Source organism: Herbaspirillum sp. CAH-3 (assembly GCF_009668275.1).
Classification (GTDB): domain Bacteria; phylum Pseudomonadota; class Gammaproteobacteria; order Burkholderiales; family Burkholderiaceae_D; genus Herbaspirillum; species Herbaspirillum aquaticum.
The window spans coordinates 123,162-136,654 of record NZ_VSWE01000003.1; the positions used below are offsets into that span (position 1 = coordinate 123,162).

Genomic DNA, 13,493 nt, shown 5'->3' on the forward strand with positions numbered 1-13,493 from the left:
CCACCGGCTTTTTGCCACTACAATGCTCCAACCCTGAACGCCTGACATGAACACCCGCCCCGACCCCGACGACCTGCTGGAACGCGTGATGCGCGACGAAGAGCGCCAGGCGCGCGGCCGCCTGAAGATCTTCTTCGGCTTCTCGGCCGGTGTCGGCAAGACCTTCGCCATGCTGGAAGCCGCCCAGGCGCTGGCTGCGCAAGGCACGGATGTGATCGCCGGCGTGGTCGAGACCCATGGCCGCGCCGAGACCGAGGCCCAGCTCGCCGGTCTCACGCGCCTGCCCATGCGCATGGTGCCGTACCGCGATCGGCAGTTGCCCGAGTTCGACCTGGATGCCGCACTGGAACGCCAGCCCGGCGTGATCCTGGTCGACGAACTGGCGCACTCCAACGTGCCCGGCTCGCGCCATGCCAAACGCTGGCAGGACATCGATGAACTGCTGCGCGCCGGCATCGATGTCTACACCACCCTCAACGTGCAGCACATCGAAAGCCTCAACGACGTGGTCGGCCAGATCACCGGCATCCGCGTCTTCGAGACGGTGCCCGACCATGTCTTCGATGAAGCCGACGACGTCATGCTGGTGGACATCCCGCCCGATGAATTGCTGGCCCGCCTGCAGCAGGGCAAGGTCTACCTGCCGCAGCAGGCCGAAAAGGCCGGGCGCCATTTCTTCCGCAAAGGCAACCTGATCGCGCTGCGCGAGATCTCCTTGCGCCGTACCGCCGACCGCGTCGATGCGGACATGCGACAGTACCGCGCCGACCGCTCCATTGCCCAGCTGTGGCAGGCGCGCGAGCGTATCGTGGTGGCCGTCGGCAGCGGTGCCGGCGAGGAACGCCTGATCCGCGAAGCCGCTCGCCTGGCCGCCAAACTGCAGGCCGAATGGCTGGCAGTCCACGTGGACCTGCCGGGCCAGCGCCAGGCGATGGAAGCGCGCGAGCGCGTAGTCTCTTATCTCAAACTGGCGCAATCCCTGGGCGCAGAAACGGCCAGCATCAGCGGTGAGGAATTGTCCGCCGCGCTGCTGCAATTCGCCCGCAGCCGCAATGCCGGCAAGCTGGTGATCGGCCAGGAGGAGGGCGGCCTGCGCCAGCTGCTGCGCTGGCCGCGTGGCACCCTGGCCCAGCGCATCGCCCGCAGCGGCGGCGAGATCGACCTCTACACCATCGCCCGCAGCCGCACCCGGGTGCAGCAGGAACAGACCCGTACCGACAGTGCCGCCAGCGCCGCCGAAGCCCTGCTCACGCGTCGCCGCCGCACGCGCGGCACCATGTGGGCGCTGGCCAGTTGTGCCGTCACCACCACGCTGGCCTTCGTGCTCGATGGCAAGCTGCATCCGGCCAACGTCATCATGCTCTACCTCGTCGGCGTGATGCTGGTGGCGATGCGCTATGGCCGTGCGGCCTCGGCGCTGGTGTCGGTGCTGTCGGTACTGTCCTTTGATTTTTTCTTCGTCGATCCGCGCTTCTCGATCACGGTCTCCGATGCGCAGTACCTGCTGACGCTGGCGGTGATGCTGGCGGTGTCGTTGTTCATCAGCTCGCTCACCGCGCGCCTGCGCCGCCAGGCCAGCGTGGCCATGCAGCGTGAAGGACGGGCCGCCAATCTCTACATGCTGGGCAAGGAATTGTCGGCGCTGCTGACGCTGGACCAGATCCTGGAAATCGGCCGCCGTCACCTGGCCGCCGTGTTCGGTGCGCGCATCGCCTTCTTCCTGCCTGATAGCGCCGACCAGTTGCGCCTGGCCGAGCCCGAGCAGGACAGCGGTGGTCCGCACGTCCTCAAAAGTGTGGATGCGGGCGTGGCGCAATGGGTCTATGACAACGGCCAGGCCGCCGGCAAGGGCACGGCGACCTTGCCCTCGGCTGCGGCGCTTTACCTGCCGCTGACGGCGACCATGCGCACGCGCGGCGTGCTGGCGTTTGCCATCGAGGGCGCCAGTGAAGAGGAGCGCCAACTGGCTGCCGCTCAACTGGCCTTGCCCGAGAATCGCCAGATGCTGGAAATTTTCTGCTCGCAGATCGCCATGGCCATCGAGCGTCTGCACTATGCCGAGGTAGCCCAGGATGCGCTGGTGACGATGGAATCGGAACGCCTGCGCAATTCGCTGCTCTCGGCCATCTCGCATGACCTGCGCACGCCGCTGACCTCGCTGGTGGGCAGTGCCGACGTGCTGGCCGCCAACGAGCGCCTGGATGAGGACGCCCGCGCCATGGCGCGTACCATCAGCGAACAATCGCAGAAGATGGTCGGGCTGATGAACAACCTGTTGGACATGGCGCGCCTGCAGGCGGGCGTGGTGACCTTGAATCGCCAATGGAATGCGCTGGAGGAATTGACCGGTTCGGCCCTGCGCCTGCTGTCCAAGGCACTGGAAGGACGCCAGGTGGAAACGCGCATCGCGCCCGACCTGCCGCTGTTGCGGGTCGATGCCGTGCTGCTTGAACGGGTGTTGGCCAACCTGGTGGAAAACGCCATCAAGTATTCCCCGGCCGGCAGCGCCATTGCCATCAGCGCGCATGTGGAAGACAGCGATGGCCAGCCCCAGGTCAAGGTCTGCGTGAGCGACCACGGGCGTGGTTTCCCGCCGGCCATGACGCAGCATGCCTTTGAAAAATTCACGCGCGGCGACAATGAATCGTCCACCCCCGGCGTCGGCTTGGGCCTGGCGATCTGCCGCGCCATCATCGAGGCGCACCAGGGCCGCATCTGGATCGCGCCGCAGGAAGCCGGGCAGGGCGCAACCGTCTGCTTCATGCTGCCGGTGGAAACGCAACCCGCCCTGCCGGAAGAATAAGGACACCCCATGCAAGAACACGCAGGCAACATCGTCTTCATCGAAGATGACCCGCACATCCGCAAACTGGTGAGGAGTGCGCTCGAACAGGAGGGCTTCATCGTCCATGAAGCCAAGAGCGCGCGCGAAGGCGTCACCGAAGCCGGGACCCGCAAGCCCGACCTCATCATCCTCGACCTGGGTTTGCCCGATGGCGACGGCAAGCAGGTCATCAGCGAAATCCGCAACTGGAGCAGCGTGCCCATCGTGATTCTCTCGGCGCGCACGCAGGAGTCAGAAAAGGTGGAAGCCCTCGACGCCGGTGCCGACGACTACCTGGTCAAGCCCTTCGGCATGCCCGAACTGCTGGCCCGCATGCGTGCGCAATTGCGCCGCCATGCGCGCGCGTCAGGCGCAGGGCAGTCCAGCGGCCGCTATCGTCTTGGGGACGTGGTGGTGGACCTGCCGGCGCGCAGCGTGAGCCGCAATGGCGAGGCGCTGCACCTGACGCAGATTGAATATCGCTTGCTGGCCACCTTGTTGCGCGATGCAGGGCGCGTCATCACGCACCGCCAGTTGCTGGTGGCCGGATGGGGCCCCTCGCATGCCGAAGATGGCCACTACCTGCGCATCTACATGCAGCGCCTGCGCCAGAAACTGGAACGCGATGCGGCCCAGCCGGTACACATCCTCACCGAGATCGGCGTGGGCTATCGGGTGGCCGATGTGGTGGCCGAATGAAACTGGAGTGAACCGGCCTCAAGGCCAGTTCAGCAGCGGCAGGGCCAGTACCACCATCACGATGCAGCCCAGGTTCAACAGCATGCGCTGGCGCTTGAGCACGAAGGAGAGCAGCCAGGCCCCGGCCAGGAAGACGATGAAGTTGGCGAGGTATTGCTTGCCCGCCGCTGCCACCGGCAGCTCCGGCGCATCGGCCAATCCCGAGAATTTCCAGGCGCAGACCAGTGCGGCCAGCACGGCGCAGTTGAAATAGGTATTGACGGTCGGGAAGCTTTCTTCCAGATGGTCGGACACCTCCACGCTCTCGCAGCGACCCTCGCGATAGAGCGCCTCCAGCCAGTGCCGTTCGCCGCGCCAACGATAGAGCATGGCACCGTCTTCGCGCGCTTCCTGCGCATGGGGCGTGCCTAGCCGCGCGTGCATGAAGTCCGGTGCGGTGTTGCGCCATTCGGCGGTCTGGGCAGCGCGAAAGCGTTGTTCCAGCGCGCGCGCCTTGCGGCGGCGTCCCAGCTGCTTCAGGGCCAGCTGGGCCAGGGCCAGGGAATTGAACAGGTAGATCCACTGCAGGATGGTGGCGTAGTCGGCTTGCATGGGCAGGTCGGTCAAGTGGGGCATGGATAAGGATGCCGCATCTTGCCGTCAGCTCGCCCGATTGTCCAGCCCGGCTGTGTGCCCAGACGGGAATGCCCGCCGGACGGCGGTTCTAGCGCGATATGAACCTAAAGATCCCCCCAGATATCGATCTGGCGGCGGATCTGGCCGGTACGCGCATCGCAGATGAAGAGAACTTCCCGCAGGGCATGCCGCACCACGTAACGGAAGTATTCGTGGTCGGTACGGGCCACGAATTCCTCGCTCTCGATCTTCCCGGGCATGGAGTCGCTGATCTGCTGTCGGCATTCGTTGCGATGCTGCAGGGCTTGCGGCGAGGGGCCGTAGTCTTCCGGCGAGCGATAGGGGGCCACGGCCTGCGTGAGGGGCGCCATGCTGGCGCAGAGCACGAAGATCAGCAGCGCTACCAGCACGCAGCGATAGCGGCGGCGCTGGGCGGTACGCAGGAAGAGATGGCGCGGCGAGAGCGGGTGGAGGCGATCCTCGCCACGTTTCCAGTGCAGACGGCTACGCATGATGATGCACCTCCTTGTGATGATTCTTTTTGTCAGGCGACGGGCAGGACTCAGAAGCTCTTGTTGACCGACGCGGTCCACTGGTTGCTGCCGATGTTCTTGCCACGCAGCGTGTAGCCGGCAGCGGGCGCATTGCTGCTGGTCCAGGCCAGGCCCAGCACGTAACCGGAGAAGTCGCGCGAGAGGCCCAGTTTCCAGTCGGTGTAGGAGAGGTTGGCGGCATTGGGGCCGGTGTAGCGCTGGCGGCCGATGTGGGCCAGGCCGGTGATGCCGGCGAAGAGTTCATGGTTCACCGACAGGTCGGCGTAGGTGCTGCCGCGCGTATCGGCATTGCCGAAGGTATTGCCGGTGCTGTACGAATACTTGAAGGCGATCCACTTGGCATCCACGCCGAGGTAGACCTCGGTGGTATCGGGTTTGGTCATGCCGGCCGGGTAGCTGCCGGGATAGGCGTAGTGCAGCACGCCGATGTCGCCGGTGAGCCAATCGGTGAGGGCCGGTTTCCAGCCGCCGTAGACATCGGCTTCGAGGCTGGCCGAGGCGGCCGGATTGGTGTCCGAGATCCAGCTGATGTTGGACATCCAGACACCGGCATAGAGGCCATTGTCATGGGTCAGGTCGAAGCCGCCTTGCAGGGCCGGTTTCTGGTTGGTCTGGGTGGTGCCGCGGAAGACGTATTGGCTGACGATGCCGATGTTGCCGGCCAGGTGCAGCGGCGAGGCGTTGGCATCCGGCGTGGCGGGTGCTGCTTCCTGCGCCTGGGCCGGTGCGACCACGGCGATGGCCAGCAGCGCGCCTGCGGCGGCCAGCGTGGCCAGGCCCGCCAGCTGCGCATGGCGCAGGCGACGCTGGCCCGGCGGTGCCATGTCTTGCTGTGCGGGATAGTCGATGTGTTGTGGCGTGTGGCGGTTCATGATGCTGGTGGCTCCGTGGGTTGAAGAGCCGCAAGCTTAGGTTTTGACGTGTTTAATCCGGATAAAACTTTGCCGCCCGCTTGTAAACATCTCATAAAGAAAACAAGCGCCCAATTTCCGGAAGTGCGTTGCATGGAAGTAGATCGGTGTTTTGCCATACATCAAAAGAGCTGTGCACCGCCTAGAATTTTTTTGTCCCGGACATGGACGAATTTCTACATTCCCTTCATTTGTCCGCGTGACTGATCTTTTCGGTGCGGTAAGGCGGCACAGTCCTGCCTTTGCACCTGCATGCCGCAGGCGCTGTCATGGCAGGAGCTTGTATGGACGCATCACCGACATCAATCCGGACATCCATTCCGACCTCTGCTGAGGCGTTCGCGCGATGGGGGCAGGAACCGCAGCATCGGCGCCTCATGCGCTTGCACTTTCCCCATGGGGATGGACCGGAGGCGCCCTTGCTGGTCCAACGGCTCGATGCAGAGGAGTTGCTCTCGCGCGACTTCAGCTTTGTGGTGGAACTGCTCAGCGATGATCCGCACCTGCCGCTGAAGGCCTTGATGGGCAAGCTGCTGGTGGTCGAGCTGGTGCGCGAAGATGGTCAATTGCGTTACTTTTCCGGCTACGTGTTCGGGTTCTCCCGCCAACGCGCCGATGGCGCCATCGTCGTCTATGAAGCGCAGCTGGGGCCGTGGTTCAGGATGCTCTCCTTGCGGCGCGATCACTATCTCTTCCATGACAAGACCCTGCATCAGCAGACAGCCGAGATCTTCGCCGACTACCCGCTGCATGCGCGCTGGCAGTGGCAGGTCAGCAGCGGCGACGCCGTCATGACCGACGCCTGCCAGTACGGGGAAAGCGATCACAACTACCTCAGTCGCCGCTGGGAAGCCGCCGGCTGGCACTACTGGTACGAGCATGACGCCACCGGCCACACCTTGGTCGTGGGCAGCGACAGCCGGCAGCAAAGCGCCATCGAGGGCGATGACAGCGTGCGCTTCCACGGCGAAGGCGGTAGCGGTGAAGACGACGCCATCGATCGCTGGTCGCCTCAGCGCGAGATGACGGCCGGCAGCGTGGTGTTGGGCAGCTTCGATTTCAAGTCGCCCACGCCGCGCTGGATGGCGGTGCCGACGTTGAACCGGCAGGGCGTGGCGCCGTCACTCGAGCACTATGTGTTCACCGGCCACTATGGCTACCGCAACCGGGACGACGGCGATGCCCAGAGCCGCCTGCGTATCGAGGAGATCGAAGCCCGCGCGCGCCAGGTGGAGGGAGAGGGCAATTGTCGGGCCCTGATGCCGGGGCGCTGGTTCCGGCTGGTGGAACATTTTGAGTGTCAGCGCCTGGGGCGGCAGGCAGCGCAGGGCAGGGATGAGTTCCTGGTCCTGGCGGTGCGCCATCGCGTGCGCAACAACTATCTTCCTGCGGCAGAGGGCGACGATGCGCGTCCGTATCGTAACCAATTCAGTTGCATGCGTCGCCAGGTTCCCTGGCGCCCCGCTCCCGGATACAACAGCCAGTTACCCACCGCGCGCGGCGCGCAGACGGCGACCGTGGTGGGCTTGCCCGGGCAGCCTGCGCTGCACACCGATGAGTATGCGCGCGTACGGGTGCAATTCCACTGGGACCGGGAAGGCCGGCTTGACAGTGGCAGTTCTGCCTGGATCCGCGTAGTCAGTCCATGGGCAGGTGCGCAGCTTGGCGCGCTGGCCTTGCCTCGGGTTGGCGCGGAAGTGCTGGTGCAGTGGCTGGATGGCAATCCCGACCGGCCCGTCATCGTGGGCGGCCTCTTCAACGCTGACCATCTGCCGCCATGGGCGCTGCCTGCACAGCGCGCACTGACCGGCCTGCGCAGTCGCGAGCTCACCGACGATGGTGGCAACGGCGCACTGGGACGCAGCAACCATCTGATTCTCGACGACACGGCGGGCCGCTTGCAGGTGCAGCTCAGGAGCGATCAATACGACAGCCAGCTGTCGCTGGGGCACCTGTGCCGCATCGAGGACCAGCAAGGCCGCCAGGAGGCACGCGGCCAGGGATGGGAACTGCGCACTGATGCATGGGGCGTGCTGCGGGCCGGACGCGGCATGCTGGTCACCACCGAAGCCCGACCCCGCGCGCGCCGCCATGCCAAGGACCTGGGCGAGACCTTGGCGCGCCTGGTGCGTGCTCGCCAGGAGCAGCAGGCACTGGCGCGTCTTGCACGGCAGGCCTCGGCGCAGGAGGCCGAGGCGCAGCAGGCGCAGGTGGCCGCCGCCGTGCATGCGCAGAACCAGGCCCTGCGTGGCAACGATGGGCCGGATGAGGAGGAGGCTTTCCCGGAACTGGCTACGCCGCTGCTAGTGCTGGCCAGTCCGGCCGGTATCGCGGCCAGCAGTGGACAGGACACGCATCTGGCCAGTACCGCAGACACGGCGGTCACGGCTGGCCGCCACATTGCCCTCAGTGCAGGCGGAGGCTTCTTTGCCAGCGTGCGCGAGAGCCTGCGGCTGTTCGTGCAGAAGGCCGGGCTGCGCATGGTGGCGGCTGCCGGGGACATTGATTTGCGCGCGCTATCGGACGGCATTCATCTGCTGGCCAAGCTGAAGATCACGCAGACCTCCGATGAAATCGTCCTCAGCGCGCGTCAGCGCATCCTGCTCAATGGTGGCGGCAGTTATGTGCGGCTGGATGCGCAAGGGATAGAACTGGGGACGCGAGGACAGTTTCAGGTGCGGGCGAGCGTGAAGCATTTTGAAGGCGGGAATGCGATGCCGGTGCCGCAGGTGGAAGCGGAGGGGATGGCGATTTTTGACGAGCGTTTCAGGTTGGTCGATGAGCTCAAACGTCCGCTGAAGAACGTCCGCTATCGCGCTCGCAGCAGCAGTGGAAAAACCTGGGAGGGAAGGAGCGATGTCCAAGGATGGACACCGTATTTCGCTACTGATCGACCAGAAAATCTGGAGATCGAGATCTTGCATGAGGTAGAAGAGGAGACAGATGATGCAGCCGTTGAAGCAAGGAAAGAAGAGGAAGAAAAGGAGGCTTAGCCGCAAGGTCGCCAAGAGCGCAGGGACAACGAATCGGACGGTGGGGTCTGGCGTTGAGGTGATCGTACACAAGGATGACGTCGGCGAATGGATCAAGCCGGTGACCGGGGAAATTTTTTATATCGATGAGGATGCGCTATTTCCGGATGTGGAGTTTGAATTCACGACTGATGTCCCGGGACCTTATGTGTGGAAATGGGTGATGACCTGGAGTGCTCAGGTAAGCAGCTTGAGCGAAAAGGCGAGAGGGAAAACTGTCAAGAATCTCAGCAAGTCTGGAGCATTCACGCAGGACGAAAGACACTGGAATGCCCGAAGAATTGGCGCTGTTATTGGCGGCACGCTGAGGGTAGTAGTACAGGTCGGTCAAAGGGAGTTCATCCGAACGGTCAAGGTGTTGGCAAAGCAGCCCGGTGCGGATCGGATCAAAGCCTACATTCGGACTCGCGATGAGCCGCTAATGGAAAAGTTGATCCAACAGGAGTCCCGGTTCAAGCATGTAATCAACAAGGACCTGGAGCCCATCGTTGCCGGAGACAGGGGATTTGGTGTCGTTCAGCTTACCAATCCAATGCCGACTTATACCCAAATATGGAGCTGGAAAGATAACGTTGATGCCGGGATTGCACTGCTCCGGAAGAAGCGGGCTGCTGCAAAAAAAGATTTTGAGAAAGAAAAGCCTGTTTCGTACACGGAGGAGATGCTGGATATAGAAACTATCACGCGGTGGAATGGGGGAAAGTACCACGAATGGGATCAAGACAAGAAGAAGTGGGTTCGTCAGAAGAGCATCCTGTGTGATACGAAGACAGGAAACATTGGATGGGATATGACACTGGAGTCCAATTCCGGAAAAACGGAAAGTGAACTGCATGACCGAGATAAAGTGACTTATTCAAAGATGAAGGCGGGGCAAGATGAAGAACATGCTTGGAAATATTCGGGAGTCTGTTATGCGGACCATATCGCAGGGGAATAAATTTCTTGTTCTCTTGCTGGTGTTGCCATGGTCTTCCTTTGCCGGAGAGCTTCCCAAGATCAGTGAAAAGATCCTTTCCCAATATCGCGAGCAATCCAAAAAGGGAAACCCGCCAGGGAAATATGTACTGGTTCATGCGGACGGATCTGAGGCGAAAACCGGTAGTTCGGCGCGGCCAGTTTATTTGCTCAATATCAGCGCTGACCCTGTGAGCAAGCTGATTTCTTCACCCGAGATCGACAAGCTCATCAAGGGGGAGTTCAGTTTGGAACTTCAATCCGACATCCTCCTGAGTCAGGGCCAGACGGACTACATCGTTCTTGCCATGTCACGACCTGCACAAAACAACCCGCGCTATGTCCCCTGCATGATCGGCGCTGGCGAGGATCGTGCCTATCTGTTGGCCATTTCTGCGGGGATGCTCAAGGTCGTCAACCGATTCTTTGGAGGCTGTGCAACCAGTTATGAGCTGATTCAAGAGGGCGCTGATCTTGGATACCGTGTTATCGAGGAGGGACAGACACGCCGAACGGTGCGATACATGTTGCGTGGCGATAACGTCGTCAGGGAGCCTGACTATTACAAGACAGGCGGCTCCAAATGAACCTGCCCTCTCGAAACCTGATTCATGGATTTTCAACTCAATCCTGTCTGCGCAGCATGGATATGGATGCTTGGAAATTCAATAAATAATTTTAGAACTACGGGACAGGAGCTTTGTATGCGGATCAGTTTCAAGATGATGTGTTTTGGGATGGTCTTCTTTTTGGGAATGGCGAGCGCTTGTGCTGCGGTCGTGTTTCCAGAAGAGAAATTGGCGAAAATAAGAAAATCGCATTTCTTGCGTAGTGATGGGCTTCCGCAATACGCCTTCGTGTATGAAGACGGTGGTAACTGCTGCGAGATGCCGCCGCTAAAGCCGGTGTATTTGCTTAACCTGTTGGTCTATGGGCCTCTTGAGCTGCTGTTTTCGGAAGAGATCAATGCCTTGTTCAGGAAGAAGTTCGTCCTGGAAATCGATAACGATAGTCTCATCCGATCAGGCAAGACACATTACGTCGTCATGACCATCGCGCCTCCGGCACAACAAAGCGAGGCCTATTCGCGCTGCTCCAGTGGCGATCCGGAGAAGAAGGCTTATCTTCTCAAACTGACCAAGTCCAAGGTGGACATCATTCATCGCAACATGCTTGGCTGCGACACAGGTTACTCGATGGTGATGGATGGAAAACCACTCGGCTATGAGGTGAATCATGTCGGGGAACCAGTGGAGTTTTTGCGCGTGCGTGACGGAAAGGTAATTCCTCAGATCATGTCTGTGGAGTAGCGCGGCCGCCTTCAGAAACTGCACTCGACTCTCGCCCCAATCTCCCTGACTACGACAAGGAAGTTCTTCATGTTCAGTCCACCGAACCCCGACATCGAATCCATCCCCGACGATTTTATCCGCGCCGTCCTCTTCCCCTTCGCCATGGCCGACTACGACGGCGAGCAAGCCATCCGCCTGGGTGCGGTGCCGGATTCCGATGTACTGCAGGGCCTCCCCATCGACCTGGTCAACGAAGCCCTGTCGGCAGCCCAGGAAGCCGGCTTGATCGAGATGGTGGAAGAACGCCCCGGTGCCATCGCCATGACCCCGCTGGGCAAGAAGAAATTCCTGCTGGTGCGCGACGGCTTCTACGATGACGATGCCCTCGACGATTTGCGCCGCCTCCTGGCAACACTGGACCTACGCGCGTTGCGCCTTTCCGAAGACTATCGCCAGCTCCGGCAGAGCTGCACGGCGCTGGCCGCGTATCCTGAGCAGCCCTGCCCGCGCACGGGCCGCTGGCTCGCAAGGCGACTGGAGCAACGGCAGTGCGAATTGCGGGAAGGCGATACCATGCCCTTGCCCGAAGTGGACGCGCAGGATAGGCCCGTCTTCTGGTATCTGATGAAGACCTGATCAATCTCCCCGTCCAGCCCAGTTGGGCGCCCGCTTTTCCAGAAACGCCTGTATCCCCTCCATCGCCTCCGCATCCATGATGTTGCAGGCCATCACCTCGGCTGCATGGGCGTAAGCATCAGGCAGCGCCATCATCTGCTGGCGGTACACCATGGCCTTGCCGCGCGCAATCGAGATGGCAGGCTTGCTGCAGATCTCCCGCGCCAGCGCTTCGGTGGCCGCATCGAGTTCGTCCGCGCGCACCGCCTGGTTGATGAGCCCCCATTGCGCGGCCGTGTCGGCATCGATGAATTTGCCCGTGACCAGCATCTCGAAGGCGCGCTTGATCGGCAGGTTGCGCGTCAAGGCCACCGCCGGGGTGGAACAGAACAAGCCAACGTTGATGCCCGAGACCGCAAAGCGCGCCCCCTCGCTGGCCACCGCCAGGTCGCAGGCAGCCACCAGCTGGCAGCCGGCCGCCGTGGCCAGTCCCTGCACCTTGGCGATGACGGGTACCGGCAGCGCACGCAAGGACTGCATCAGGCGGCTGCAACGATCAAACAATTGCTGGTAATACGCCTGCTCGGGCGTGGCACGCATCTCGCGCAGGTCGTGGCCGGCGCAGAAGGCGCGGCCGCTGGCGGCCAGGATCACGCAGCGTACCTGCGGGTCCTGCGCCAGTGCATCGAGCTGCGCCTGCAGCGCCGCCAGCATCGCTTCAGAGAGCGCATTGAATTGCGCCGGCCGGTTGAGGGTGAGGGTGGTGATGCCCTGCGCGTCTTGGCGCAGCAGCAGGTCCTGGCTTGCGTCTTGCATGGTGTCTCCTCCACAGGTGATGGGCGCCCGTGTCATGGTCGCGCCGGGCTTTTTCGGAAGACTAACTCAAGCGAGCCCCGCGTGCAGGACGAAGGCGCTAGACCATCCCCAGCAGCGCCTCAAGGTCTTCATCCTCACCCTGCGGCGCGGACATGTCGAGCACGCTTTCAATGTGGTGCAGGTGCGCCAGCATGGTCTCCACCGCCTCCTCGGTACGGCCGGCGGAGATGGCATCGATGATGTCGCCATGGTCGTCGTGGGTGCAGGCCGGCACCGTCGGCGAATCGTACAGCACGATGATGAGACAGGTCAGCGATGCCAGCTCGCGCATCATCTTGCTCATCACCGGGTTGTCCACCATGTCGGCGATGCGGATGTGGAATTCGCCCGACAGCCGGATGATGGCGCGGCGGTCGTTGTTGGCGCGCGCCTGCGCTTCCTCGGCCACGTGGGCGCGCAGCAGCGCGATGTGTTCAGGACGCGTGTGCTCGCAAAGATGGCGCAGCAGAGCCGGTTCCAGCATGCGGCGCGCGGCAAAGATGTTGCGTGCCTCTTCCGGCGTCGGGCTGGCCACGAAGGCACCGCGATTGGGAATGGTCGTGATCAGGCCCTCATGCGCCAGCCGCGCCAGCACCTCACGCACCCGCGTACGGTTCACGCCGAAGATGCCGGCCAGCTTCTCCTCGACCAGCTTGGTGCCGGGCGTGAGGCGGTGTTCCATGATGGCGCCGACGATGCGCTCATAGATCGCATCCCCCGCCAGCGGCCGCACGCTGAAGGCCTGGCCGGGCAGGGGGCTGTTGTCCGGATGCTCGTGCTTGCTGTGTTTCTTGCGAGGGCTGCTGGCGGGAGTCGGGCGCATGGGTCTCTGTAGTGGCATTGGTTTGCCCGTCATGATAGCGGAAAATTGTGGGATTTGATTGTCACAAAATTGGCTGCCTAATGTTGCACTCTTGCGGGGCGAAGTTGTGCCCCGGCTTGGCGGAATTGGCTTGCTTTTGGTGCGGACTCCCCTGTTTCTCGTCGGCAATGACAATCGCGGAAAATTGCGGGAAGCCGCCATGCGAAGGGGGTTTGAGGCGATTTCCCAAGCGCTGCGACATCCGCTTTCACGGCTGGCACAGGCTTTGCATAAACGGTGGCAATAGAAATCAGGATTGTCACAAAATAATTCATTC

General features: G+C 62.2%; 12 protein-coding genes. 7 read left to right on the top strand and 5 right to left on the bottom strand.

The features are described 5' to 3' along the window. Nucleotides 1–46 precede the first annotated feature (46 nt). Both FYB76_RS04975 and FYB76_RS04980 read left to right on the top strand, forming a co-directional pair. A complete protein-coding gene (locus FYB76_RS04975) occupies nucleotides 47–2,803 on the top strand; it encodes a sensor histidine kinase KdpD (RefSeq protein WP_154132875.1) in 2,757 nt (918 codons plus the stop codon). 9 nt (nucleotides 2,804–2,812) lie between these two features. Beyond that, nucleotides 2,813–3,523: a response regulator gene (locus tag FYB76_RS04980; RefSeq protein ID WP_039787013.1), complete on the top strand. Its 711-nt coding sequence runs from the start codon at nucleotides 2,813–2,815 to the stop codon at nucleotides 3,521–3,523. A gap of 18 nt (nucleotides 3,524–3,541) precedes the next feature. Here FYB76_RS04980 and FYB76_RS04985 read toward each other — a convergent pair whose 3' ends face one another. The 3 genes from FYB76_RS04985 to FYB76_RS04995 all read right to left on the bottom strand — a co-directional run bounded on the left by FYB76_RS04985 (nucleotide 3,542) and on the right by FYB76_RS04995 (nucleotide 5,564). Beyond that, nucleotides 3,542–4,138, bottom strand: a complete 597-nt coding sequence (locus FYB76_RS04985; RefSeq protein ID WP_229296878.1) for a hypothetical protein — start codon at nucleotides 4,136–4,138, stop codon at nucleotides 3,542–3,544. Between the two features lie 104 nt (nucleotides 4,139–4,242). Further along, the gene (locus FYB76_RS04990) at nucleotides 4,243–4,650 is read right to left on the bottom strand and encodes a hypothetical protein (RefSeq protein WP_088755651.1); all 408 of its coding nucleotides are present in this window, start codon (nucleotides 4,648–4,650) and stop codon (nucleotides 4,243–4,245) included. A 50-nt stretch (nucleotides 4,651–4,700) separates the two neighbouring features. Continuing rightward, nucleotides 4,701–5,564, bottom strand: coding sequence for a TorF family putative porin (locus tag FYB76_RS04995; RefSeq protein WP_154132876.1), 864 nt, complete (start codon nucleotides 5,562–5,564; stop codon nucleotides 4,701–4,703). A 458-nt stretch (nucleotides 5,565–6,022) separates the two neighbouring features. Between FYB76_RS04995 and FYB76_RS05000 the strand changes: the two genes are divergently transcribed. The 5 genes from FYB76_RS05000 (at nucleotide 6,023) to FYB76_RS05020 (ending at nucleotide 11,520) form a co-directional block, all read left to right on the top strand. Further along, on the top strand, nucleotides 6,023–8,596 hold the full coding sequence (locus FYB76_RS05000) for a type VI secretion system Vgr family protein (protein WP_229296879.1): 2,574 nt from the start codon (nucleotides 6,023–6,025) through the stop codon (nucleotides 8,594–8,596). Then, nucleotides 8,547–9,575, top strand: coding sequence for a hypothetical protein (locus FYB76_RS05005; protein WP_229296880.1), 1,029 nt, complete (start codon nucleotides 8,547–8,549; stop codon nucleotides 9,573–9,575). Before FYB76_RS05000 ends, FYB76_RS05005 begins: the two co-directional genes overlap by 50 nt. Beyond that, nucleotides 9,514–10,179: a hypothetical protein gene (locus FYB76_RS05010; RefSeq protein WP_229296881.1), complete on the top strand. Its 666-nt coding sequence runs from the start codon at nucleotides 9,514–9,516 to the stop codon at nucleotides 10,177–10,179. The genes FYB76_RS05005 and FYB76_RS05010 overlap by 62 nt, the downstream gene beginning before the upstream one ends. Nucleotides 10,180–10,203: 24 nt before the next feature. Further along, the gene (locus FYB76_RS05015; protein ID WP_229296882.1) at nucleotides 10,204–10,902 is read left to right on the top strand and encodes a hypothetical protein; all 699 of its coding nucleotides are present in this window, start codon (nucleotides 10,204–10,206) and stop codon (nucleotides 10,900–10,902) included. 69 nt (nucleotides 10,903–10,971) lie between these two features. Continuing rightward, complete coding sequence (locus FYB76_RS05020; RefSeq protein ID WP_154132878.1) at nucleotides 10,972–11,520, top strand: hypothetical protein; 549 nt, start codon at nucleotides 10,972–10,974, stop codon at nucleotides 11,518–11,520. Here FYB76_RS05020 and FYB76_RS05025 read toward each other — a convergent pair whose 3' ends face one another. Beyond that, a complete protein-coding gene (locus FYB76_RS05025) occupies nucleotides 11,521–12,315 on the bottom strand; it encodes an enoyl-CoA hydratase (RefSeq protein ID WP_154132879.1) in 795 nt (264 codons plus the stop codon). A 97-nt stretch (nucleotides 12,316–12,412) separates the two neighbouring features. Then, nucleotides 12,413–13,177: a GntR family transcriptional regulator gene (locus FYB76_RS05030; protein ID WP_088755648.1), complete on the bottom strand. Its 765-nt coding sequence runs from the start codon at nucleotides 13,175–13,177 to the stop codon at nucleotides 12,413–12,415. Between the last annotated feature and the right edge of the window lie 316 nt (nucleotides 13,178–13,493).

Coding starts and splice junctions, on each gene's coding strand:
- FYB76_RS05010 (WP_229296881.1), top strand. CDS start 9,514: ATGAAGAACATGCTTGGAAATATTCGGGAGTCTGTTATGCGGACCATA.
- FYB76_RS04990 (WP_088755651.1), bottom strand. CDS start 4,650: ATGCGTAGCCGTCTGCACTGGAAACGTGGCGAGGATCGCCTCCACCCG.
- FYB76_RS05015 (WP_229296882.1), top strand. CDS start 10,204: ATGGATTTTCAACTCAATCCTGTCTGCGCAGCATGGATATGGATGCTT.
- FYB76_RS05005 (WP_229296880.1), top strand. CDS start 8,547: ATGATGCAGCCGTTGAAGCAAGGAAAGAAGAGGAAGAAAAGGAGGCTT.
- FYB76_RS04975 (WP_154132875.1), top strand. CDS start 47: ATGAACACCCGCCCCGACCCCGACGACCTGCTGGAACGCGTGATGCGC.
- FYB76_RS05025 (WP_154132879.1), bottom strand. CDS start 12,315: ATGCAAGACGCAAGCCAGGACCTGCTGCTGCGCCAAGACGCGCAGGGC.
- FYB76_RS05020 (WP_154132878.1), top strand. CDS start 10,972: ATGTTCAGTCCACCGAACCCCGACATCGAATCCATCCCCGACGATTTT.
- FYB76_RS04985 (WP_229296878.1), bottom strand. CDS start 4,138: ATGCCCCACTTGACCGACCTGCCCATGCAAGCCGACTACGCCACCATC.
- FYB76_RS04995 (WP_154132876.1), bottom strand. CDS start 5,564: ATGAACCGCCACACGCCACAACACATCGACTATCCCGCACAGCAAGAC.
- FYB76_RS05030 (WP_088755648.1), bottom strand. CDS start 13,177: ATGCGCCCGACTCCCGCCAGCAGCCCTCGCAAGAAACACAGCAAGCAC.
- FYB76_RS04980 (WP_039787013.1), top strand. CDS start 2,813: ATGCAAGAACACGCAGGCAACATCGTCTTCATCGAAGATGACCCGCAC.